Consider the following 22253-nt stretch of genomic DNA (forward strand, 5'->3'; position numbering starts at 1 on the left):
CGCAACCCCGACTTTGAAGCCCGCGTGCGCGAGAGCTTCGCCCGCCAGGCCGCCATGCGCACCTTGGGCGCCACGCTCGCCGTCGTCAAGCCCGGACGGGTGGAGATCACGCTGCCGTGGGCTGAGCCCCTGACCCAGCAACACGGCTTTCTGCACGCCGGCATGGTTGCCACGGGACTCGATTCGGCCTGTGGTTACGCCGGGTTCTCACTGATGGCGGCGGACGCGGCGGTGCTCACGATCGAGTTCAAGATCAACCTGCTGGCACCCGCCCAGGGCCAGAGCTTCCGCATGGTCGGCACGGTCATCAAGCCCGGGCGCACCGTCACGGTGTGCGAGGGGCATGCTTACGCCATCGACGGCGGACGCGAAAAACTGGTGGCCACCATGGGCTGCACGCTCATGGCCGTGGTCGGCCGCGACAACATCCAGGGCTGAAGCCCGCTTCCCTTTTCATCGGAGACAACACCCATGACCAACCTGCCCGGCCTCAATTTCCAGCTCGGTGAAGACATCGATGCCTTGCGCGACGCGGTGCGCGACTTTGCGCAAGCCGAGATCGCGCCGCGCGCGGCCGAGATCGACCAGAGCGACCAGTTCCCCATGGACCTGTGGCGCAAGATGGGCGATCTCGGCGTGCTCGGCATCACCGTGAGCGAGGAATACGGCGGTGCCAACATGGGCTACCTGGCCCACATGATCGCCATGGAAGAGATCTCGCGCGCCTCGGCCAGCGTGGGCCTCTCGTACGGCGCGCACAGCAACCTCTGCGTGAACCAGATCAAGCGCAACGGCAGCGACGCGCAGCGCCAGAAATACCTGCCCAGGCTCATCAGCGGCGAACACGTGGGCGCACTCGCCATGAGCGAGCCGGGCGCGGGCAGCGACGTGATCAGCATGAAGCTGAAAGCCGAAGACAAGGGGGGCTACTACCTGCTCAACGGCAGCAAGATGTGGATCACCAACGGGCCCGATGCCGACACCATGGTGGTCTACGCCAAGTCCGAGCCCGAGATGGGTGCGCGTGGCGTCACGGCCTTCATCGTCGAGAAAGGCATGAAAGGCTTCAGCACCGCGCAGAAGCTCGACAAGCTCGGCATGCGCGGAAGCCACACCGGCGAGATGGTGTTCAACAACGTGGAAGTGCCGGTCGAGAACATCCTGGGTGGCCTGAACAACGGCGCCAAGGTGCTCATGAGCGGCCTGGATTACGAGCGCGCCGTGCTCACCGGCGGGCCACTGGGCATCATGCAGGCCGTCATGGACAACATCGTCCCCTACATCCACGACCGCAAGCAGTTCGGCCAGAGCATCGGCGAATTCCAGCTCATCCAGGGCAAGGTGGCCGACATGTACACCGTGTTGCAGGCCGGTCGCTCGTTCGCCTACACGGTGGCGAAAAACCTCGACCTGCTCGGCGCCGAACACGTGCGCCAGGTGCGCAAGGACTGCGCCTCCGTCATCCTGTGGTGCGCCGAAGAGGCGACCAAGATGGCCGGCAACGGCATCCAGATCTTCGGTGGCAACGGCTACATCAACGAATACCCGCTGGGTCGCCTCTGGCGCGACGCCAAGCTCTACGAGATCGGCGCCGGCACCAGCGAGATCCGCCGCATGTTGATCGGCCGTGAACTTTTCGCGGAGACCTGCTAACTTCAGTGGCTTCCCGGCGCGAGTGCGCACCCCCTGGCCGCGTCGCCACCCCTGAGAACACCGCATGACCTCGCACCTGCAAAACCTGTTTGACCACAACCGCGCCTGGGCCGCCGAGATGGTGGCCGCGCGCCCGACTTTTTTCACCGAGCTGCTCAAGCAGCAAAGTCCGCGCTACATGTGGATCGGATGCTCCGACAGCCGCGTGCCGGCCAACCAGATCACCGGTCTGGCGCCGGGCGAGGTGTTCGTGCACCGCAACGTGGCCAACGTGGTCGTGCCCACCGACCTCAATTGCCTGTCGACCATCCAGTACGCGGTGGACGTGCTCAAGGTCGAGCACCTGATGGTGGTCGGCCACTACGGCTGTGGTGGTGTGCTGGCCGCGCTCAAGGATGTGCGCGTGGGGCTGGCCGACAACTGGCTGCGCCACATCAAGGACGTGCGCGACCGCCATGCCGGGCTGATCGACGGCCTGCCCGATCACCGCCGAGCCGACGCGCTGTGTGAGCTCAATGCGATCGAACAGGTGATGAACGTGGCCCAGACCACGGTGGTGCAGGATGCCTGGGCGCGCGGCCAGGCGCTCACGCTGCACGGCTGGGTGTATGGCCTGAGCGACGGCTTGCTGAAGGACCTGTTGATCACGGCCGAGGGCTCGCAGGGACTGGATGCCATTTACCGTGCGGCCGTGGATGGCGTGACGGCACGGCACTTCGGCTGAACACCAACGGCGCCATGCTCCCCCAGCGCCTCGACTCGACACTGGCCTACGCCATCGCCAAGGCCATGATGGACGGTTTCAACCGGCACTACCGGCTGTTCCGCACCGAGTCGGCGCGCGCCAAACACCGCTTCGAGACGCGCGACTGGCTGGGCCAGCAGCGCGCGCAGCGCGAGCGCATCGAGTTCTACGACCTGCGGGTCAAGGAATGCGTGATGCGGCTCATGAAGGAATTCGGCGCCGACGAACAACCCATGGACGTGTGGGAGCAGGTCAAGCTGCACTACATCGGCCTGCTGGTGAATCACCACCAGCCCGAGCTGGCAGAGACCTTCTTCAACTCGGTCACCACCAAGATCCTGCAGCGCGCCTACTTCCAGAACGATTTCATCTTCGTGCGCCCGGCGGTCTCCACCGAGTACATCGAGAACGAGGAGCCCAGCGCGAAGCCCACCTACCGCTGCTACTACCCCACCGCCGAGACCATGCGGGCCGAGGCCTTGCGCATGCTCCAGGACTTCGCCCTGCGCGTGCCGTTCGAGAACCTGGAGCGCGACGCCGAGCTGGTGCTCGGTGCGATGAAGCAGCACTTCGATCATGTGAAGCTGCGCGCCAACTTCCAGTTCCAGGTGCTCTCGGGCCTGTTCTTCCGCAACAAGGGCGCGTATGTGGTCGGCAAGATCATCAACGGCTTCCAGGAGGTGCCGTTTGCCCTGCCCATCCTGCACAACACCGACGGCAAACTGGTGGTGGACGCCGCGCTCTTCGGCGAGGACGACCTGCTGATCCTGTTCAGCTTTGCGCGCGCCTACTTCATGGTCGACATGGAGATCCCGAGCGCCTATGTGCAGTTCTTGCGCAGCATGATGCCGCGCAAGCCGCGCGCCGAGTTCTACAACGCGCTGGGCCTGGCCAAGCAGGGCAAGACGCTGTTCTACCGCGACTTCCTCTTCCACATGCGGCACTCCACCGACAAGTTCCGCATTGCGCCCGGCATCAAGGGCATGGTCATGCTGGTGTTCGATCTGCCGAGTTTTCCGTTCGTGTTCAAGGTCATCAAGGACTTCTACCCACCGCAGAAGGACACCTCGCGCGAGCAGATCCGCGGCAAGTACCTGCTGGTCAAGCAGCACGACCGCGTGGGCCGCATGGCCGACACGCTGGAGTTCTCAGAGGTGGGTTTTCCGCGCAACCGCTTCACCGACGAGCTGATCGCCGAGATCCAGAAGTTCGCGCCCAGCCAGCTCGAGATCAGCGACCGCGACGGCGATGGCGACATCGAGGTGGTGCTCAAGCACTGCTATATCGAGCGCCGCATGATTCCGCTCAACATCTACCTGCGGGAAGCGTTCGACGCGCTGCAGGTGCAGGCCGCCGACCCCACGGCCCTGGCGCAGATCGAGCGCGCGGTGGTCGAATACGGCAACGCCATCAAGGACCTGGTGGCCGCCAACATCTTTCCTGGCGACATGCTGTGGAAGAACTTCGGCATCACCCGCCACGGCAAGGTCGTGTTCTACGACTACGACGAAATCGAATACATCACCGACTGCAACTTTCGCCGCGTGCCCGAGCCGCGCACCGCGGAGGAGGAAATGTCGGGCGAGGTCTGGTACACGGTCGGCAAGCGCGACGTGTTCCCCGAGACCTTCGGCCCCTTCCTGCTCGGCAACGATGCCGTGCGCGAGGTCTTCATGAAGCACCACGCCGACCTGCTCGATGCCGCCTTCTGGCAGGCGAACAAGGAGCGCATCGCCGCCGGCCATGTGCACGACGTTTTCCCCTACGAGCGCGATCGGCGGTTTCTTGCCCATGCGCTCGCCTGAAACCCTTTTTTGTCCTCAGCTTTTCAAGGAGATTCACCATGTCCCAAGACCCCATCGTCATCGTCGGCGCCGCCCGCACCCCCATGGGCTCGTTCCAGAGCGACTTCGCCAGCCTGTCTGCCCACGACCTGGGCGGTGCCGCCATCAAGGCGGCGGTCGAGCGCGCCGGCGTGAACCCGGAAACGGTCGATGAAGTGCTGTTCGGCAACTGCCTGATGGCTGGCCAGGGCCAGGCCCCGGCGCGCCAGGCCGCGTTCAAGGGCGGGCTGCCGAAATCGGCCGGCGCCGTCACGCTCTCCAAGATGTGCGGTTCGGGCATGAAGGCCACCATGCTGGCGCACGACATGATCGTCGCCGGCAGCGCCACCGTGATGGTGGCTGGCGGCATGGAAAGCATGACCAACGCACCCTACCTGCTGCAAAAGGGCCGCGGCGGTTACCGCATGGGCCACGACAAGATCTTCGACCACATGATGCTCGACGGTCTGGAAGACGCCTACGAGGCCGGCCGCTCCATGGGCACCTTTGGTGAAGACTGCGCGGCCAAGTACAGCTTCACCCGCGAGCAGCAGGACGCCTTCGCCATCGCGTCGGTCACGCGCGCCAAGGCGGCCACCGAGAGCGGCGCGTTTGCCACCGAGATCACCCCCGTGACGGTGAAAGACCGCAGCGGCGAGCGCGTGGTGTCCACCGACGAAGGCCCGGGCAAGGTCAAGCTCGACAAGGTCACCAGCCTCAAGCCCGCGTTCAAGAAGGACGGCACCATCACCGCGGCGTCCAGCTCGTCCATCAACGACGGCGCGGCCGCGCTGGTGCTCATGCGCCAGTCCACCGCGCAGCAGCTGGGTTGCAAGCCGCTGGCGCGCATCGTGGCCCACAGCACCCACGCGCAGGAGCCCAACTGGTTTGCCACCGCTCCGGTGGGTGCCACGCAGAAGCTGCTGGCAAAAACCGGCTGGAGCGTGGCCGACGTGGACCTGTGGGAAATCAACGAAGCCTTTGCCGTCGTGCCCATGGCGCTCATGACCGAGCTGAGCATTCCGCACGAGAAGGTCAACGTCAACGGCGGCGCCTGCGCCCTGGGCCACCCCATCGGCGCCAGCGGCGCGCGCATCCTGGTCACGCTGATTCACGCGCTGCAGGCGCGCGGCGGCAAGAAGGGCGTGGCCACCTTGTGCATCGGTGGCGGCGAAGCCACGGCCATGGCGATTGAATTGATGTAACACCCCCGCGCCGCCTTCGGTGTCACCCCCTCAAGGGGGCGCCACCAGCGGCCCGGCAAAGCCGGTTCCGCGGTAGCCCTGGTGTAAACACCCTTCACTCCATGAACACCATTCTTGTGATCGGCGCGTCGCGCGGCATCGGCCTCGAGTTCGCGCGCCAGTACCTCGCCGCAGGCGAGCGCGTGATCGCCACCGCGCGCGACGATGCCGGCCTGCAACGCCTGCGCGAGCTTGGCGCCGAGCCACTGCGCCTGGACGTGGCCGACCCGGCCAGCGTGAGCGGCCTGGCCTGGTCGCTCGATGGGCAGGAGATCGGCGTGGCGCTGTACGTCGCGGGCGTGTACGACACCAGCGACGCGCAGACCCCACCCACCCGCGAGGCCTTCGATCGCGTGATGCACACCAATGTGCTGGGTGCCATGCAGGCCATGCCGCAGGTGCTGCCGGCGGTCGAAGCGGCCCGCGGCGTGTTCGGCGTGCTCTCCAGCGGCATGAGCCAGATCGGCGACGTCTCCGCCAGCAACGCCTGGCTCTACCGCGTGAGCAAGGCCGCGCTCAACATGGCCCTGGTCAGCGCCCGCCACAGCTACCCGGCGGCCACCTGCGTCGCGCTCGACCCGGGCTGGGTGCGCACCGACATGGGCGGCGGCTCGGCACCCTTGACGGCCGAGCGCAGCGTGGCCGACCTGCGCCGCACGATTGCCGCCCTCACCCCCGACGACAATGGCCGCCTCATCCACCGCGATGGCCGGCGTGCCACCACCTGGTGAACCCCTCGAAAGACGCTCCATGCCACTCAACCAAGACCAACTCATGATCCGCGACGCGGTCCGCAGCTTTGCCCAGGAGCAGCTCTGGCCGAACGCGGCGAAGTGGGACAAGGAACACCACTTTCCGGCAGACGTGCACCAGGGGCTGGCGGAGCTCGGCGCCTACGGCATCTGCGTGCCCGAGGCGCTGGGTGGCGCGGGGCTGGACTATGTGACGCTGGCCGTGGTGCTGGAAGAAATTGCGGCCGGTGACGGCGGCACCAGCACCGCGATCTCTGTCACCAACTGCCCGGTCAACGCAATCCTGATGCGCTACGGCAATGCGCAGCAGCAGGAGCAGTGGCTGCGCCCACTGGCCGCCGGCCAGATGCTCGGCGTGTTCTGCCTGACCGAGCCGCACGTGGGCTCGGACGCCTCGGCCCTGCGCACGACGGCGGTGAAGCAGGGTGACGAGTACGTCATCAACGGCGTCAAGCAGTTCATCACCAGTGGCAAGAACGGGCAACTGGCGATCGTGATCGCGGTGACGGACAAGGGCGCCGGCAAGAAAGGCATGAGCGCCTTCGTCGTCCCCACCAGCACCCCGGGTTATGTGGTCGCGCGGCTGGAAGACAAGCTCGGCCAGCACAGCAGCGACACCGCGCAGATCAACTTCGACAACTGCCGCATCCCGGCCGACAACCTGATCGGCGCCGAAGGGGAGGGCTACAGGATCGCGCTCTCGGCACTTGAAGGCGGGCGCATCGGCATTGCCGCGCAAAGCATCGGCATGGCGCGCAGCGCCTTCGACTGCGCGCTGGCCTATTCGAAAGAGCGCGAAAGTTTTGGCCAACCGATCTTCAACCACCAGGCGGTGGGTTTTCGACTGGCCGACATGGCCACGCAGATCGAAGCAGCCCGCGCGCTCACGCACCACGCCGCCGCGCTGCGCGACGCGGGCCAGCCCTGCCTGAAGGAAGCCGCGATGGCCAAGCTGTTTGCCAGCGAGATGGCCGAAGCCGTGTGCACCGCCGCCATTCAGGTGTTCGGCGGCTACGGCTACGTGAGCGACTTTCCGGTGGAACGCATTTACCGGGACGTGCGGGTGTGCCAGATCTACGAAGGCACCTCCGACATTCAGAAGATCATCATTCAAAGAGCGTTGTGACCCCCTGCGCCGTGTTCGGCGCGAAATGTCTTGCACGCAGGATGCCGTGGAACCGGCTTTGCCGGGCCACAGGCATCGCCCCCTGGGGGGTGACGCCGCAGGCGGCGCGGGGGGTACCATCGCCCACCATGAACATCATCATCCTGGGTGCCGGCCGAGTCGGCGAAAGCGTCGCGGAGAGCCTGGTCTCCGAACAGAACGACATCACCGTGATCGACATGGATCCGGCCCGCCTGCGGCTCCTGGAGGAGCGGATCGACCTGCGTGGCGTGGTGGGCAACGGCATCCAGCCCTCCGTGTTGCGCGAAGCGGGCGCCAAGGACGCCGACATGGTGATCGCCTGCGCCGCCAACGACGAAACCAACCTGGTGGTGTGCAAGGTGGCGCACGACATCTTCAACGTGCCCAGCACCATCGCCCGGCTGCGCTCACCCGAATTCGCCGAGGGCGACGAACTGCTGGGCCGCAACGGTTTTGCGGTGGACCATGTGATCTGCCCCGAAGAGTCGGTCACGCGCTACATCCACCAGCTCATCAGCTACCCCGAAGCCCTGCAGGTGCTGGAGTTCGCCGATGGCCGCGCCAGCCTGATCGCGATCCGTGCCACGCACGGCGGCTCGCTGGTGGGCCACACCATCGGCGAATTCCGCGAACGCTTCCCCCACGCCGAGATGCGCGTGGTGGCGCTGTACCGGCTCGACACCGAGATGGAAGCCACCAAGACCACCCGCATCCTCGCGGGCGACGAGGTGTTCGTGCTGGCCGACACGCAAAAGATCCGCTACGTGCTGGGTGCCATCCACAACATCGACAAACCGGTGCGCCGCATCATGATCGCTGGCGGTGGCAAGGTCGGGCTGCGCCTGGCGCGTTCGCTGGAAGGCCAGTGCCAGGTGAAGATCATCGAGCACTACAAGGCCCGCTGCGAATACCTGGCCAGTCAGTTGCCCTCCAGCATGCTCATCCTCAACGGCGATGGCGCCGACGAAGACCTGCTGCTGGAGGAAAGCGTGGGCGAGATGGACATGTTTCTCGCGCTCACCAGCGACGACGAGGACAACATCATGTCGGCCATGCTGGCCAAGCGCATGGGCGCCGGGCGCGTCATGGCCCTGATCAACCGCCGTGCCTACGCCGACATGATGCAGGGCAGCACCATCGACATCGCGATTTCGCCTTCCCAGACCGTCATCGGTGAACTGCTCACGCACCTGCGCCGCGGCGACGTGGCGGCCGTGCACAGCCTGCGGCGCGGTGCGGCCGAGGCGCTCGAAGGCATTGCGCGTGGCGACGTGAAGACCAGCAAGCTGGTGGGTCGCAAGGTGGAAGAGCTCAAGCTGCCCAAGGGCGTTCGCATCGGCGCCATCGTGCGTGGCGAAGGGAGCCGATCGGAAGTGCTCATGCCCCACCACGACACCGTCATCCAGACCGATGACCACATCATCATGTTCATCCCGAACAAGCGCCTGGTGCGCGAGGTCGAAAAGCTGTTCCAGGTCGGCGCCACCTTCTTCGGCTGAAACCGAAAGCTGCCTTCATGCCATTGCTGCGCATCTTTCCTGTGCTGGGCGCCATCTTGATGGTGTTCTCCCTCACCCTGCTTGTCCCCTGGCTGGTTTCCTGGTTGTCGCAGGACGGCGCCCAGGCGGCTTACTTGCCGGCCGTGGCCGTCACCTTTGTCGTTGGCCTGCTGATACGCAGCGCCGTGTTCAAGGTGGGTCGCAAGGTGGAGTTGCAGACGCGCGACGGCATCTTGCTGGTGGGGCTGGTCTGGACGCTGCTGCCGCTGTTTGCCAGCCTGCCGCTGCTGCTGTATTTTGGCCAGACGGCCACCCCCATCAGCTGGACCGACGCCTACTTCGAGGCCATCTCTGGCCTGACCACCACCGGTGCCACCGTGCTCAGCGGGTTGGATGCCTTGCCCGGTTCGATCAACCTGTGGCGCTGTTTCCTGCAGTGGCTCGGTGGCATGGGCATCCTGGTGCTGGCCGTGGCGATCCTGCCCATGCTGGGCGTGGGCGGCAGCCAGTTGTTTCGCGCCGAGGCCACCGGCCCGATGAAAGACGCCAAGCTCACACCGCGCATCACCGAAACCGCCAAGGGCCTGTGGACCGTGTACTGCCTGCTGTCGGCCGCCTGCGTGTTCGCCTACTGGTTGGGCGGCATGACACCACTGGATGCCTGGGCGCACATGTTCACCACCATGAGCCTGGGCGGCCTGTCGTCGCACGACAGCAGTTTCGGCTACTTCCAGTCACCCACGCTGGAGTGGGTGGCGATCTTCTTCATGCTGGTGGCCAGCTGCAACTTTGCGCTGTACTTCGTGGCCATGGCCAAGCGCCACCCCGGGCGCATCTGGCGCGACGCCGAGTGGCGTGGCTCCATGATCCTGCTGTTGGGTTCCAGCGTGTTGGTTGCCGCGCTGCTGCTGGCCAAGGGCACCATGACCGATCCCCTGGAGACCTTGCGGGTGGCCCTGTTCAACGTGATCTCCATCGGATCGACCACCGGTTATTCGACGGTGGACTACACCACCTGGCCGGTGTTCGCGCCCTTGTTCATGATCCTGCTGTCGGGCGTGGCCACCAGCGCAGGCTCCACCGGCGCAGGCATCAAGATGGCGCGCGTGCTCATTCTGCTCAAGCAGGCGAAGCGGGAGATGTCGCGCATCATCCATCCACGCGCGGTGTATCCCGTGCACCTCGGGGGCCATGTGGTGAGCACCGGCACGCTGCTGTCGGTGCTGGGCTTCATGCTGGTTTACGGCGGCACCATCATCGGGCTGACCTTGTTGTTGCTGGTCTCCGATCTGCCGTTCGACACCGCGTTCTCGGCGGTGGTGGCCAGTGTGAACAACATGGGCCCTGGTCTCAACGAGGTGGGGCCGGCGGGCAACTTCCAGGGATTGACCGATTTCCAGACCTGGGTGTGTGCCGTGGCCATGTTGCTGGGCCGGCTGGAAATGCTGTCGTTCCTCGTGCTGTTCACCCCCGGCTTCTGGCGCAAATAGACGTCACATGCTGTTCACCCTGTTGCCCGTCCTCTCGGTGTTCTCGCGCATCCTGCTGGCGTTTGCGCCGGCCTTCCTCGTGCCGCTGGCCTGGGCCTGGTTTCTGGACGCCCGGCACCACGCGCTGGTGTGGGCGTACGGCTTCGCCTTCACCACCGTCTGCGGTCTGATCCTGTGGCGGGCCACCCACCGGTTCCGCCGCGAATTGCAGGCCAAGGACGGTTTCCTGCTGGTCAACCTGGTCTGGATGCTGCTGCCCGCGTTCGCCGCGGTGCCGCTCATGTTCACCGTGCCCGACATCAGCTGGACAAAGGCGTATTTCGAAGCCATGAGCGCGCTCACGGCCACCGGTTCGACCGCCTTGTCCGGGCTCGACGAGCTGCCGGTGTCGGTCAACGTCTGGCGCTGCTTCCTTCAATTGCTGGGCGGCCTGGGCATCATGCTGCTGGTGGTGGCGGTGTTGCCGATGTTGGGTCTGGGCGGGGTGCAGCTCTACCGCGCGGAGACGCCCGGGCCCATGAAGGACACCAAGTTCACCCCGCGCATTTCCGAAACCGCGCGTGGCCTGTGGGGGGTGTACGTGCTGTTTTCAGTGGCCTGCATGGTGGCCTACCGCTGGGCCGGCATGAGCTGGGCCGACGCCTTCATGCACATGTGCACCACCATGGGCCTGGGCGGCTTCTCGTCGCACGATGCCAGCTTTGGCTATTGGGATTCGCCGAAGATCGAGGCTGTGGCCACGGTCTTCATGACGCTGGCCGGTGTGAGCTTCATGCGCTATTTCATCGTGTTGCGCCAGCGTTCGCTGCGCCCGCTCACCCGCGACCGCGAAATTCGCACCTACGTCACCGTGCTGGTGGCGTCCGTGGTGTTGGTGGCCTTCCTGCTGACAGCGCAGGGCGTGATCGCCGGTTTCCCCGAGGCGCTGCGAACCAGTGCCTTTCACGTGGTGTCGGTGGCCACCACCACGGGCTATGCCTCCACCGACTACGCGCGGTGGCCGGTGTTTGCACCCGTGCTGCTCATGTTCCTGGGCTGTTTCGTGTCGTGCGCGGGATCCACCGGCGGCGGCATCAAGCTGGTGCGCATGGTGCTGCTGATCAAGCAGGCGCGGCGCGAGCTGGTGCGCATCGTGCATCCGCGCGTGGTCAATCCCGTCACGCTGGGCGGCGCCATCATGCCCGCGTCGGTCATGACCGCCGTGCTGGGGTACATGCTGATCTACGGCGCGGCCACCATGGGCCTGACCATGCTGCTGCTGTTCACCGGACTGGACATCGTGACCTCGTTCTCGGCCGTGGTCGCCACGGTCAACAACATCGGTCCCGGTCTGGGCGATGTGGGGCCGGCGAGCAACTTCGGCGTGCTCAACGAGTTCCAGATCTGGGTGTTGACGTTTGCGATGCTGCTGGGCCGACTTGAGCTGTTGACGGTGTTGGTTTTGTTCACGGGCCACTTCTGGAGGAAGTAGGCCCGCCCCCGCGCCGCGCTTTCAGCGCGTCACCCCCTCAAGGGGGCGATGCCTGCGGCCTGGCAGAGCCAGTTCCGCGGCATCCTGGGTTTGGGGGCACTTCACTCGCGCGTTTCAGCCTCGCGCCGGAATGGCGAGGCCCTTGATCACCGCGGGGCGCGCACCGAAGGCTTCCAGCACGCGTGCGAGTTCGGGGAAGTCCTGGAAGCCCACGATCTCGCCCGCGCCGTAGAAGCCCACCAGGTTGCGCACCCAGGGCCAGATCGCGATGTCGGCGATGGAGTAGTCCGCGCCCATGATCCACTCGCGCCCGGCCATGCGCTGGTTCAGCACCGCCAGCAGTCGCTTGGTTTCGCTCACGTAACGGTCGCGCGGCCGCTTGTCCTCAAAGTCCTTGCCGGCGAATTTGTGGAAGAAGCCGAGCTGCCCGAACATGGGGCCCACGCCCCCCATCTGGAACATCAGCCACTGCAGCGTCTCGTAGCGCGCGGCCGGGTCCTGCGGCAGGAACTTCCCGGTCTTCTCGGCGAGGTACACCAGGATGGCGCCCGACTCGAACAATGCCAGTGGCTGGCCGCCCGGACCGTCGGGGTCGATGATGGCCGGGATCTTGTTGTTCGGGTTCAGCGAGAGGAAGGCCGGCGACGTCTGGTCGTTGGTGTCGAAGCTCACCAGGTGCGGCTCGTAGGGCAGGCCGGTTTCCTCCAGCATGATCGAGACCTTCACGCCGTTGGGCGTGGGCAGCGAATACAGCTGCAGGCGCTCGGGATGCTGTGCGGGCCACTTCTGCGTGATGGGGAATCTGTCGAGAGATGTCATGAATGCCTTTCCTGAATGAGAGCCGCATTGAACACCCGTCCCGCATGACCCGGGCTCTGCAAGGGCATCGATAATTCCGTATCCACCGGAGACAAGACATGCCGATCATCAAAGGCTCCCAGGCGCTCGTGGCTGAGGCCAGCGCACAGATCACCACCTACAGCGTGGCCGAGATCCAGGCCCGTCTGGCAGCGGGCGATGCGCGCCTGCAGCTGGTCGACATCCGCGATGTTCGCGAGCTTGAGCGCGAAGGCACGGCGGTGGGTGCGCTGCACGCGCCGCGCGGCATGCTCGAGTTCTGGGTCGACCCGGCCTCGCCGTATTTCAAGCCCGTGTTTGCCGACGAAGGCCGCGAGTTCGTGCTCTTTTGCGGTGCCGGCTGGCGCAGCGCGCTGGCCACCAAGACCCTGCAGGACATGGGCATGACCAACGTGGCCCACATCGACGGCGGCTTCACCGACTGGGTGACGCAGGGCGCGCCGGTGGAGACGCTGGAGCAACGCAAGGCGAAGAAGGCCGGATGAAAGAAGCATGCCCCTGCGGGCTCGGTGCGGCCTTCGAGGCTTGCTGCGGCCGCTACATGGGCACGGGTGTGGCCACCCCCGACGCCGAATCGCTCATGCGCTCGCGATACACCGCCTTCGTGCGTGGCGACGCGGCGCATCTGCTGGCCACCTGGCACGCGAGCACGCGGCCACGCACGCTGGAGCTGGAGCCGGGCCTGAAGTGGCTGGGCCTGGAGGTGAAACGGCACACGCCCCTGGACGCCGCCCGTGCCGAAGTGGAGTTCGTCGCGCGATCGAGGCTGCAGGGCCGCGGACAACGCCTGCACGAGCGCAGCCGCTTCGTGTGCGAGGAAGGACATTGGTTATATGTGGATGGAGATCTCTTGTGACGCAGTTCGACGGTGTTCTCTTTGATTGCGACGGTGTGCTCGTGGACAGCGAACCCATCACCAACGGTGTGCTGCGCGAGGTGCTCAACGAGAGCGGCTGGGCGCTCACGCAGGCCGAGTGCATGCAGATCTTCATCGGCAAGGCGGTGCGCGACGAGCGTGCGCGCATCGAGGCCGAAACCGGAAAACCGCTGACGGAGGAATGGATGCAGGCTTTCTATGCGCGGCGCAACGCGCGCCTGCTGGCCGAGCTCAAGGCCGTCGACGGGGTTCACGAGGCGGTGGCCCAGCTGCACGGCCGCGTCGGCGGTCGCATCGCCTGCGCTTCGGGCGCCGATCGGGCCAAGGTGGTGATGCAGCTGGAGCACGTGGGCCTGGCGAGCTGGTTTGGCGACGCGGTCTTCAGCGGGCACGACCTGCCGCGCTCAAAACCCGCGCCCGACGTCTACCTGGCCGCTGCCGCGCACCTGGGCGTGGACCCGAGGCGTTGTCTGGTCATCGAAGACACGGCACCCGGCGCACAGGCCGGTCTGGCCGCCGGCGCCACGGTGTGGGGGTACTGCCCCGAGGGCCATGGCCGGGCGTTCCAAGGCCTGGCGGTCGCGCGCGTGTTCAGCCACATGCGCGAGTTGCGCGTCTGACCCATCAGGTCTTGCCGGAGCGCGTGTCCCACTTCAGCAGATGCCGTGGAACTGGCTCCGCCAGGCCACAGGCATCGCCCCATTGAGGGGGTCGCGCGCAGCGCGGCGGGGGTGCCTCACTCCCCCCGCCAATCGCCGGGTGACTGCCCCGTCCAGCCCTTGAAGGCGCGGATGAAACTCTTCTCGTTCTGAAAGCCCGCCGCCTCGGCCACCTGCTTGATCGGGCGCTTCGTGCGCAGCAACAGCTCGGTGGCGCGCTGCCGACGCACCTCGTCCTTCAGGCCCTGCAGCGATGCGCCTTCGTCCTTCAGCTGGCGGTGCAAGGTGCGCGGCGAGGTGTTGAGCAGCGCGGCGAGGTCGTTGGCGTTGTGGGCGTCTTGCGGTCGACTGGCCAGCACCTGGCGCACGCGCTGCACCAGCAGGCGGTCGCGCCGGTAGGAGCGCACGGTCAGGGGCAGGGCGCGCTGCAGCAACTGGTTCATGGCGGCTTCGTCGCGCCGCACAGGCAGGCTCAGGTAGCGGGCGTCGAAGTGGATGGCGGCGTGCTCCGCGCCGAATCGGGTGGGCCCGTCAAACAGCACGGCATAGGCCTCGGCATGCGGTGGCGCGGCGTAGGGAAACTGCGCACCCAGCAAAGCGATGCGCGAGTCCACATACCAGCTGGCCAGGCCGTGGATGTTGCGCAGCAACGAGACCGCGCAGAGTTCGGTCATCGGCCCGCGGTCGCGGTGCAGGTGCAGGACGATGCTGGCCACCTCGCCATCGACCTCCAGGGACAGTGTGGCATCGGGCGCCAGCAGGCCGTGGTGCCGGCACCAGCGCTTGAGCGCCACACCCAGCGTGGGGCTGGAGAGCGAAGCGCGGGCGAGCAGGCCGTAGCTGCCCCAGGGCAGAGCCCGTGCGAAACAGCCCAGGCCTTCGTCGTCGAGTTCGCGCATGGCCGCACCCGAGATCACCTCCATTTGTGTCGCGGTGATGCTGGCGGCGGGGTTCTTCAATTGTGCTGGCGGTATTTGTGCCTGCTCAAGCGCCTGTGCGGGGTTCATGCCACGCGCCTGATAGGCCAGCACCATGGCACGGATCAACGCCATGGGCGTGAGGGCCGGTCCGCCGAGCAGGCGGGTGGTATCGCTCAGTTGGGGCAGACGGCGGTGGACGGCTTGGGGCATACCCTGATTTTGAAGGGCGCTGGCAGCATTTGCAACCCAAGTGACCGACACGGGGTCAGCCCTATCCGCCAAAATGACCGCTTCCCCCACAGACAACCTGACAGGACCGCGACATGTCGACCCTGGAGACACAACTCAACGCCCGCTCCGCCGACTTTCAGGCCAACGCCGCCGCGATGCGCGCGGTGGTCGACGACCTGCGGGCGCAGGTGGCCAAGTCCACCTTTGGCGGCGGCGACGTCGCCCGGGCCCGGCACACCAAACGCGGCAAGCTGTTGCCGCGCGACCGCGTGCAGATGCTGCTGGACCCGGGCACGCCCTTCCTGGAGTTGAGCCCGCTGGCCGCTCTCAACATGTACCCCGACCGCGACGGCACCGACAGCGCGCCCTGCGCCGGCGTGATCACCGGCATCGGCCGCGTCAGCGGCGTGGACTGCCTCATCGTCTGCAACGACGCCACCGTCAAGGGCGGCACCTACTACCCGATGACGGTGAAGAAACACCTGCGGGCGCAGGAGGTGGCGATGCAGAACAACCTCACCTGCATCTACCTGGTGGACTCGGGTGGTGCCAATTTGCCCAACCAGGATGACGTGTTCCCCGATCGGGACCACTTCGGCCGCATCTTCTACAACCAGGCCAACATGAGTGCCAACGGCATCGCGCAGATCGCGGTCGTCATGGGCTCCTGCACGGCCGGCGGCGCGTATGTGCCTGCCATGAGCGACGAGACCATCATCGTCAAGAACCAGGGCACCATTTTTCTGGGCGGCCCACCGCTGGTGAAGGCCGCCATCGGCGAGATCGTCTCGGCCGAAGACCTGGGCGGTGGCGACGTGCACACGCGCCTCTCGGGCGTGGCCGACCACCTGGCGCAGAACGACGCGCACGCGCTGGCCTTGGCGCGCCAGGCGGTGGCCACGCTCAACAAGCGCAAGCTGGCCACGCAGGCGTTGCGTGAGCCGCGCGCACCGCTCTATCCCACCGAAGACATTTACGGCGTGATCCCGGTGGACACGCGCAAGCCCTACGACGTGCGCGAAATCATTGCCCGCATCGTCGATGGCAGTGAATTCCACGAGTTCAAGGCGCGCTATGGCGCCACGCTGGTGTGCGGCTTCGCGCACATCGAGGGCATGCCGATCGGCATCGTCGCCAACAACGGTGTGCTGTTCTCCGAGAGCGCGCAGAAGGGTGCGCACTTCATCGAACTGTGTTGCCAGCGCAAGGTGCCGCTGCTGTTCCTGCAGAACATCACCGGCTTCATGGTCGGCAAGAAATACGAAAGCGAAGGCATCGCTCGCCACGGCGCCAAGATGGTCACCGCCGTGGCCACGGCCCAGGTGCCCAAGTTCACCGTGATCATCGGCGGCAGCTACGGCGCCGGAAACTACGGCATGTGCGGTCGCGCCTACAGCCCGCGCTTCCTCTGGATGTGGCCCAACGCGCGCATTTGTGTCATGGGCGGCGAGCAGGCCGCCGGCGTGCTGGCCACCGTCAAGCGCGACGGCATCGAGGCGCGGGGAGGCACATGGAGTGCCGAGGAAGAGGCGGCCTTCAAACAGCCGGTGCTCGACCAGTTCGGGCGCCAGTCGCATCCCTACTACTCCAGCGCCCGCCTGTGGGACGACGGTGTGATCGACCCGGCCGACACGCGCCGCGTGCTCGGCCTGGCGCTCTCGGCCGCGCTCAACGCGCCGATCGGCGAACCGAAGTTTGGTGTTTTCAGAATGTGACGCCATGCAGGCGCACCAGCATTTCACCCAGCTCGCCCGCTACAACGTGTGGGCGACCGAGCGGCTGCTCGTTGCCATCGAACCGGTCAACGAGTTCGACTACCGGCGTGACCTGCGGCTGTTCTTCAAGAGCATCCACGGCACGCTCAACCACCTGCTGGTGGGCGAGCACATGCTGTGGCAGCGGCGCTTCGCGCGCGGCGAATCGCCGAAGCTGGAACTGGACCTGGAAGCCGAGCCCGAGCGCGACCGCCTTGCCCAGGCCTTGAAGGGCGGCGCCAAGGTGTGGGAGCCGTTGATTGCCAGCTGGCCCGCCGAGCGCTTCGACGGCAAGCTCGACTACACCAACACGCGTGGCCAGGCCATGAGCCTGCCGTTCGCCGCCACGCTGGCTCACGTGTTCAACCATGGCACGCACCACCGGGGCCAGATCAGCGCAGCGCTCACCATGCTGGGCCAACCCGCACCCGTGCTGGACCTGGTGTATTTCCTGCAGCAGACGGCTTGAGCCTCACGACAACAACAAACGAGACAAACCCATGAGTGCCACCATCTACGACAACCCCGACCACGAACTGCTGCGCGACCAGGTGGCACGTTTTCTCGAGCGCGAAGTGGAGCCGCACGCAGCCGCGTGGGAAGAGACCGGCATGGTGCCGCGCGATGTGTTGCGCCGCATGGGCCAGGCGGGTCTGCTCGGCATCGCCTTCGAGAGCGAATACGGTGGCGCCGACGCCGACGCGTTGACCAACCTGGTGTTCGCCGAAGCGTTGTCGCAAAGCACCTTCGCCGGTTTCATCATCACCGTGCTCGTGCACACCGACATGGCTGGCCCTCACCTGCACCACGCCGGCACGCCGGCGCAGAAAGCGAAATACCTGCCCAAGGTGACATCGGGCGAGCTGATCACCGCGGTGGGCATCAGCGAGCCGGGCGCCGGCTCGGATGTGGCCGGCATGCGCACCACTGCCAAGCGTGTCAGCGATGGCGAGGGCGATGGGTGGGTGATCAACGGCACCAAGATGTTCATCACCAACGGCGTGCACGGCGACCTGTACTTCGTGGCCGCCAAGACCGGCACGGCGCGGCACGACATGTCGATGTTCATCGTCGAAAAAGGCACGCCGGGCTTCACCGTCGGACGCGCGCTCAAGAAGACCGGCTGGCTCTCCAGCGACACGGCCGAACTCGTCTTTGACAACGTTCGCGTCCCGGCCGCGAACCTGCTGGGCGAAGAGGGCAAGGGCTTCTATTCGGTGATGAAGAACTTTCAGACCGAGCGCATTGCGCTGGGCGCCATGGCCATCGGCCACTGCACGCAGGCCCTCAGGATCACGCTGGACCATGTGCGCCAGCGCCAGGCCTTTGGCGCCACGCTGTGGGACCAGCAGACCATCCGCCAGCGTCTCTCGATGCTCGACGCCAAGGTGCGCGCGGCGCGGCAGTTCATGTACCACTGCGCCTGGAGCGTGACCCAGGGTCACGACATCGTGCAGGAAGTCTCCATGCTCAAGGCGCTCACCGGCGAGCTGGTCAACGAGGTGGTGCAGACCTGCCAGCAGTTCCACGGCGGCATGGGCTTCATCCGCGAGACCGCCATTGAGCGCCTGTGGCGCGACGCGCGTGTGCTGGCCATCGGCGGTGGGGCCACCGAAGTGATGCTCGAAGAAGTAGCGAAAAGGTACTGACCATGACGAACGTGCTTGATGTGACCCGACCGAACCCGCACGTGGCGCGCGTGTGGCTCAACCGCCCCGACGTGCGCAATGCGTTCAACGACGACGTGATCGCCGCGCTCACCGAGACCTTCACCGGCCTGTCGAAGGACGAAGAACTACGCGTGGTGGTGCTCGGGGCGCACGGCAAGGCCTTCTGCGCCGGCGCCGACCTGAACTGGATGAAGACCATGGCCGGCTACAGCTGGGACGAGAACCGCGCCGATGCGCAAAAGCTCGCCGACATGCTGTGGACGCTGGACCAGTGCCCGGTGCCGGTGGTGGGCCGCATCCAGGGCGACTGCTACGCCGGGGGCATGGGGCTGGCCGCCATCTGTGACGTGCTGGTGGCCGTCGAGGGCGCCACCTTCTGCCTGTCCGAGGCACGCCTGGGCCTGCTGCCCGCGACCATCAGCCCCTACGTGGTGCGCGCCTTGGGGGAACAGGCTTCGCGCCGCTACATGGTCACGGCCGAGCGCTTTTCGGCGGTGCGCGCACACGCGCTGGGCATGGTGCACGAACTCGCCACACCGGAGGCGCTGGACGCCCGGGTCGACGAGATCGTGGCCACCCTGGTGGCCAACGGCCCGAAGGCCGCGCGCGAATGCAAGCGCCTGGTGCGCGACGTGAGCGGTGTGCCCATCACCGCCGAGTTGCGCGGCGAGACCGCGCGCCGCATCGCCGACATCCGCGCCAGCGACGAGGGCCGCGAAGGCCTGCAGTCCTTCCTGGGCAAGCGCGCACCCGGCTGGCTGCCACCGGCCTGATCGACCATGGCGGAAACCCTCGCCTCCCTGGGAACGCCCGAGCTGCTGGCCCTGGCCGGGGCGCTCGGCTGGGCCAGCGGGTTCCGTCTCTACGCGGTGGTGTTTCTGGTGGGCGCGGCCGGCGCGCTGGGCTGGATGGAGCTGCCCGCCGGTCTGCAGGTGCTGCAGCACCCCGCCTTGCTGGGGGCCAGCGGCTTCATGCTCTTCGTCGAGTTTTTCGCCGACAAGATCCCGGTGGTCGACTCCCTGTGGGACATGGTCAACAGCGTGGTGCGCATCCCCGCCGGCGCCGCGCTGGCGGCCGGCGTGTTCGGTGCCGACAGTGGTGCCATGGCCCTCGCCGCCGCGTTGCTGGGCGGCTCGCTCGCGGCCACCAGCCAGGCCGCCAAGACCACCACCCGCGCGGCCATCAACGCCTCGCCCGAACCGTTCTCCAACATCGCCATGAGCCTGGTCGAGGACGGCCTGGTGGTCGGCGCGGTGTGGCTGGCCACCCACCACCCCGTTGCCTTCGGCGTCCTGCTGGTCATCACCGTGGTGCTGATGTGGATCGTCACCTGGATGCTTTTCAAATTCCTGCGCGTGGTGTTCCGTCGCGCGCAGGGCTTCTTCTCCGGACCTGTCAAGGAAACCTGATGTTCACCAAAATCCTGATTGCCAACCGTGGAGAGATCGCCTGCCGTGTGGCGGCCACCGCCCGCCGGCTCGGCGTGCGCACCGTGGCCGTGTATTCCGACGCCGACGCCAGCGCCAAGCACGTGGCCGCTTGCGATGAGGCGGTGCACATCGGCGGCAGCGCGCCCAAGGAGAGTTACCTGCAGTGGGAGCGCATCATCGAGGCCGCGAAGGCCACCGGTGCACAGGCCATCCACCCCGGCTACGGTTTCCTGAGCGAGAACGATGCGTTCGCCAACGCCTGCGCCAACGCCGGCATCGCCTTCATCGGCCCGCCAGCCTCCGCCATCCTGGCCATGGGTCTGAAGGCCGAGTCCAAACAACTGATGGAAAAAGCCGGCGTGCCGCTGGTGCCCGGTTACCACGAGGCCGACCAGGACCCCGCCATGCTGCAGCACGAGGCCAACCGCATCGGTTACCCGGTGCTGATCAAGGCCAGCGCGGGCGGCGGCGGCAAGGGCATGCGCGCCGTGGACAAGGCGGAAGACTTTGCAGCGGCGCTCGCGAGCTGCCAGCGCGAGGCGCGCAACAGCTTCGGCAGCGACGCGGTGTTGATCGAAAAGTACGTGCAACGGCCGCGCCACATCGAGATCCAGGTGTTCGGCGACACGCACGGCAACTGCGTGTACCTGTTCGAGCGCGACTGCTCGGTGCAGCGCCGCCACCAGAAGGTGCTGGAAGAGGCGCCCGCGCCCGGCATGACGCCCGAGTTCCGCGCGCAGATGGGCGCGGCCGCGGTGGCCGCGGCCAAGGCGGTGAACTACGTGGGCGCCGGCACGGTGGAGTTCATCGTCGAACAGCCACCCGAAGGCGGCATGCGCTTCTACTTCATGGAGATGAACACGCGCCTGCAGGTCGAGCACCCGGTGACCGAAGCCATCACCGGGCTCGATCTGGTGGAGTGGCAGCTGCGCGTGGCCAGCGGCGAGCCGTTGCCGCTGAAGCAGGAAGACCTGCGCATTCACGGCCACGCGATCGAGGCGCGCATCTGCGCCGAAACGCCCGACAACAACTTTCTGCCCGCCACCGGCACGCTCACGGTCTACCGCAAGCCCGATTGCACCGCGTTTGAACGGGGCGTGGTGCGCGTGGACGACGGCGTGCGCGAGGGCGACACCATCAGCCCGTTCTACGACTCCATGGTCGCCAAGCTCATCGTGCATGGCGCCACGCGCGCGGAGGCCCTGGCGCGCATGGACGCGGCCCTGGCCGAGACGCGCATCGTCGGCTTGTCCACCAACGTGCAGTTCCTGCGCCACGTGGTCAACAGCCCGTCGTTCGCGCAGGCCAACCTGGACACCGCGCTGATCCCGCGCGAGGCCGCGGTGTTGTTCCACCAGGACAAGGTGGGCCTGGCGCTGGCGGTGGCCTCGGCCGTGGCGCAGACGCTGGTGGTCGAGCGTGCCGCGCAGGCCGCCGACCCGTTCTCGCGCCGCGACGGCTGGCGTCCGCACGGGCTCACCGTGCGCCGCTTCGACTTCGAGTACCTGGGCGAGTCCCTGCTCGCGCACCTCACCTACCTGCACGACGGCGCATTGCAGCTCGCTTTCGGTGAGGTCAGCGGCGTGCTGCGGTTCGAGACCTTGCCCACCGAGGGCGGCGCCCGCATGGATCTGCAATTCCAGGGCCAGCGGCAGACCGTGCAGACCTGGCAGTTGGGCGAGATCGTGCATGTGTTCTGCGCTCTGGGTGCCACGCAGATCACCGAGATCGACGCGCTGGCCCACGCCGGCGTGGCCGCGGCCGACGGTGGGCGGCTCACCGCCCCCATGCCGGGCAAGGTGCTGTCGTTCGCGGTGAAGGCCGGTGACGTGATCAAGAAGGGTCAGGCCCTGGCCGTGATGGAGGCGATGAAGATGGAGCACACCATCGCCGCCCCCGCCGACGGTACCGTGGCCGAGCTGTTGTACGCGCCCGGTGACCAGGTGAGCGAAGGCGCCGAGTTGCTCAAGATCACCACGGCGTGATCGAGGCGATGGCCCCGTGACAGCGCGCGCGGGCCGCTTCTTTTA

At 66.6% G+C, this 22253-nt stretch carries 21 protein-coding genes; 19 read left to right on the top strand and 2 right to left on the bottom strand.

Going from position 1 to position 22253, the window contains the following annotated elements; genetic code table 11:
* Positions 1-54: 54 nt before the first annotated feature.
* The 10 genes from V6M63_RS07730 to V6M63_RS07775 all read left to right on the top strand — a co-directional run bounded on the left by V6M63_RS07730 (position 55) and on the right by V6M63_RS07775 (position 11824).
* Positions 55-438 (top strand): PaaI family thioesterase, encoded by a 384-nt coding sequence (locus V6M63_RS07730; RefSeq protein WP_442909559.1) that lies wholly within the window; start codon positions 55-57, stop codon positions 436-438.
* Between the two features lie 33 nt (positions 439-471).
* Positions 472-1653, top strand: a complete 1182-nt coding sequence (locus V6M63_RS07735) for an isovaleryl-CoA dehydrogenase (protein WP_332741005.1) — start codon at positions 472-474, stop codon at positions 1651-1653.
* 64 nt (positions 1654-1717) lie between these two features.
* Positions 1718-2377 carry a carbonate dehydratase gene (gene can / locus V6M63_RS07740; RefSeq protein WP_332741006.1) on the top strand — a complete coding sequence of 220 codons (660 nt, stop codon included), beginning with the start codon at positions 1718-1720 and terminating at the stop codon, positions 2375-2377.
* Between the two features lie 14 nt (positions 2378-2391).
* The gene (aceK, locus tag V6M63_RS07745) at positions 2392-4203 is read left to right on the top strand and encodes a bifunctional isocitrate dehydrogenase kinase/phosphatase (protein ID WP_332741007.1); all 1812 of its coding nucleotides are present in this window, start codon (positions 2392-2394) and stop codon (positions 4201-4203) included.
* A 38-nt stretch (positions 4204-4241) separates the two neighbouring features.
* Positions 4242-5426, top strand: a complete 1185-nt coding sequence (locus tag V6M63_RS07750; RefSeq protein ID WP_332741008.1) for an acetyl-CoA C-acyltransferase — start codon at positions 4242-4244, stop codon at positions 5424-5426.
* 101 nt (positions 5427-5527) lie between these two features.
* Positions 5528-6196 (top strand): SDR family oxidoreductase, encoded by a 669-nt coding sequence (locus V6M63_RS07755; protein WP_332741009.1) that lies wholly within the window; start codon positions 5528-5530, stop codon positions 6194-6196.
* A 19-nt stretch (positions 6197-6215) separates the two neighbouring features.
* Entirely contained in the window at positions 6216-7343 is a 1128-nt protein-coding gene (locus V6M63_RS07760; protein ID WP_332741010.1) for an acyl-CoA dehydrogenase family protein, read from the top strand.
* Positions 7344-7471: 128 nt separating this feature from the next.
* Positions 7472-8863 carry a Trk system potassium transporter TrkA gene (trkA, locus tag V6M63_RS07765; protein ID WP_332741011.1) on the top strand — a complete coding sequence of 464 codons (1392 nt, stop codon included), beginning with the start codon at positions 7472-7474 and terminating at the stop codon, positions 8861-8863.
* A gap of 17 nt (positions 8864-8880) precedes the next feature.
* Positions 8881-10353 (top strand): TrkH family potassium uptake protein, encoded by a 1473-nt coding sequence (locus V6M63_RS07770; protein WP_332741012.1) that lies wholly within the window; start codon positions 8881-8883, stop codon positions 10351-10353.
* A 10-nt stretch (positions 10354-10363) separates the two neighbouring features.
* Entirely contained in the window at positions 10364-11824 is a 1461-nt protein-coding gene (locus V6M63_RS07775) for a TrkH family potassium uptake protein (protein ID WP_442909560.1), read from the top strand.
* A gap of 114 nt (positions 11825-11938) precedes the next feature.
* On the opposite strand, the gene V6M63_RS07780 is transcribed toward V6M63_RS07775, so the two are convergent.
* Positions 11939-12643 carry a glutathione S-transferase N-terminal domain-containing protein gene (locus tag V6M63_RS07780; protein WP_332741014.1) on the bottom strand — a complete coding sequence of 235 codons (705 nt, stop codon included), beginning with the start codon at positions 12641-12643 and terminating at the stop codon, positions 11939-11941.
* A gap of 98 nt (positions 12644-12741) precedes the next feature.
* Here V6M63_RS07780 and V6M63_RS07785 point away from each other — a divergent pair, with 98 nt between their 5' ends.
* The 3 genes from V6M63_RS07785 to V6M63_RS07795 are packed head-to-tail and all read left to right on the top strand — an operon-like array spanning position 12742 to position 14179.
* The gene (locus V6M63_RS07785; RefSeq protein ID WP_332741015.1) at positions 12742-13167 is read left to right on the top strand and encodes a rhodanese-like domain-containing protein; all 426 of its coding nucleotides are present in this window, start codon (positions 12742-12744) and stop codon (positions 13165-13167) included.
* A complete protein-coding gene (locus tag V6M63_RS07790) occupies positions 13164-13538 on the top strand; it encodes a YchJ family protein (protein ID WP_332741016.1) in 375 nt (124 codons plus the stop codon). The genes V6M63_RS07785 and V6M63_RS07790 overlap by 4 nt, the downstream gene beginning before the upstream one ends.
* Complete coding sequence (locus V6M63_RS07795; protein ID WP_332741017.1) at positions 13535-14179, top strand: HAD family hydrolase; 645 nt, start codon at positions 13535-13537, stop codon at positions 14177-14179. Before V6M63_RS07790 ends, V6M63_RS07795 begins: the two co-directional genes overlap by 4 nt.
* 116 nt (positions 14180-14295) lie before the next feature.
* Here V6M63_RS07795 and V6M63_RS07800 read toward each other — a convergent pair whose 3' ends face one another.
* On the bottom strand, positions 14296-15348 hold the full coding sequence (locus V6M63_RS07800; RefSeq protein WP_442909558.1) for an AraC family transcriptional regulator: 1053 nt from the start codon (positions 15346-15348) through the stop codon (positions 14296-14298).
* Positions 15349-15461: 113 nt separating this feature from the next.
* Here V6M63_RS07800 and V6M63_RS07805 point away from each other — a divergent pair, with 113 nt between their 5' ends.
* The 6 genes from V6M63_RS07805 to V6M63_RS07830 are packed head-to-tail and all read left to right on the top strand — an operon-like array spanning position 15462 to position 22208.
* A complete protein-coding gene (locus V6M63_RS07805) occupies positions 15462-17084 on the top strand; it encodes a carboxyl transferase domain-containing protein (protein WP_332741018.1) in 1623 nt (540 codons plus the stop codon).
* A gap of 4 nt (positions 17085-17088) precedes the next feature.
* A complete protein-coding gene (locus V6M63_RS07810) occupies positions 17089-17592 on the top strand; it encodes a DinB family protein (protein WP_332741019.1) in 504 nt (167 codons plus the stop codon).
* Positions 17593-17623: 31 nt separating this feature from the next.
* Complete coding sequence (locus V6M63_RS07815) at positions 17624-18772, top strand: acyl-CoA dehydrogenase family protein (RefSeq protein ID WP_332741020.1); 1149 nt, start codon at positions 17624-17626, stop codon at positions 18770-18772.
* Positions 18773-18774: 2 nt separating this feature from the next.
* The gene (locus V6M63_RS07820; protein WP_332741021.1) at positions 18775-19566 is read left to right on the top strand and encodes an enoyl-CoA hydratase/isomerase family protein; all 792 of its coding nucleotides are present in this window, start codon (positions 18775-18777) and stop codon (positions 19564-19566) included.
* A 6-nt stretch (positions 19567-19572) separates the two neighbouring features.
* Complete coding sequence (locus V6M63_RS07825) at positions 19573-20202, top strand: DUF4126 domain-containing protein (protein ID WP_332741022.1); 630 nt, start codon at positions 19573-19575, stop codon at positions 20200-20202.
* Entirely contained in the window at positions 20202-22208 is a 2007-nt protein-coding gene (locus V6M63_RS07830) for an acetyl/propionyl/methylcrotonyl-CoA carboxylase subunit alpha (protein WP_332741023.1), read from the top strand. Before V6M63_RS07825 ends, V6M63_RS07830 begins: the two co-directional genes overlap by 1 nt.
* Positions 22209-22253 lie beyond the last annotated feature (45 nt).

The sequence above is a fragment of the Hydrogenophaga sp. genome (assembly GCF_036675665.1).
GTDB lineage: Bacteria > Pseudomonadota > Gammaproteobacteria > Burkholderiales > Burkholderiaceae_C > Hydrogenophaga.

Coding starts and splice junctions, on each gene's coding strand:
- V6M63_RS07730 (WP_442909559.1), top strand. CDS start 55: ATGCGCACCTTGGGCGCCACGCTCGCCGTCGTCAAGCCCGGACGGGTG.
- V6M63_RS07735 (WP_332741005.1), top strand. CDS start 472: ATGACCAACCTGCCCGGCCTCAATTTCCAGCTCGGTGAAGACATCGAT.
- can (WP_332741006.1), top strand. CDS start 1,718: ATGACCTCGCACCTGCAAAACCTGTTTGACCACAACCGCGCCTGGGCC.
- aceK (WP_332741007.1), top strand. CDS start 2,392: ATGCTCCCCCAGCGCCTCGACTCGACACTGGCCTACGCCATCGCCAAG.
- V6M63_RS07750 (WP_332741008.1), top strand. CDS start 4,242: ATGTCCCAAGACCCCATCGTCATCGTCGGCGCCGCCCGCACCCCCATG.
- V6M63_RS07755 (WP_332741009.1), top strand. CDS start 5,528: ATGAACACCATTCTTGTGATCGGCGCGTCGCGCGGCATCGGCCTCGAG.
- V6M63_RS07760 (WP_332741010.1), top strand. CDS start 6,216: ATGCCACTCAACCAAGACCAACTCATGATCCGCGACGCGGTCCGCAGC.
- trkA (WP_332741011.1), top strand. CDS start 7,472: ATGAACATCATCATCCTGGGTGCCGGCCGAGTCGGCGAAAGCGTCGCG.
- V6M63_RS07770 (WP_332741012.1), top strand. CDS start 8,881: ATGCCATTGCTGCGCATCTTTCCTGTGCTGGGCGCCATCTTGATGGTG.
- V6M63_RS07780 (WP_332741014.1), bottom strand. CDS start 12,643: ATGACATCTCTCGACAGATTCCCCATCACGCAGAAGTGGCCCGCACAG.
- V6M63_RS07785 (WP_332741015.1), top strand. CDS start 12,742: ATGCCGATCATCAAAGGCTCCCAGGCGCTCGTGGCTGAGGCCAGCGCA.
- V6M63_RS07790 (WP_332741016.1), top strand. CDS start 13,164: ATGAAAGAAGCATGCCCCTGCGGGCTCGGTGCGGCCTTCGAGGCTTGC.
- V6M63_RS07800 (WP_442909558.1), bottom strand. CDS start 15,348: ATGCCCCAAGCCGTCCACCGCCGTCTGCCCCAACTGAGCGATACCACC.
- V6M63_RS07805 (WP_332741018.1), top strand. CDS start 15,462: ATGTCGACCCTGGAGACACAACTCAACGCCCGCTCCGCCGACTTTCAG.
- V6M63_RS07810 (WP_332741019.1), top strand. CDS start 17,089: ATGCAGGCGCACCAGCATTTCACCCAGCTCGCCCGCTACAACGTGTGG.
- V6M63_RS07815 (WP_332741020.1), top strand. CDS start 17,624: ATGAGTGCCACCATCTACGACAACCCCGACCACGAACTGCTGCGCGAC.
- V6M63_RS07820 (WP_332741021.1), top strand. CDS start 18,775: ATGACGAACGTGCTTGATGTGACCCGACCGAACCCGCACGTGGCGCGC.
- V6M63_RS07825 (WP_332741022.1), top strand. CDS start 19,573: ATGGCGGAAACCCTCGCCTCCCTGGGAACGCCCGAGCTGCTGGCCCTG.
- V6M63_RS07830 (WP_332741023.1), top strand. CDS start 20,202: ATGTTCACCAAAATCCTGATTGCCAACCGTGGAGAGATCGCCTGCCGT.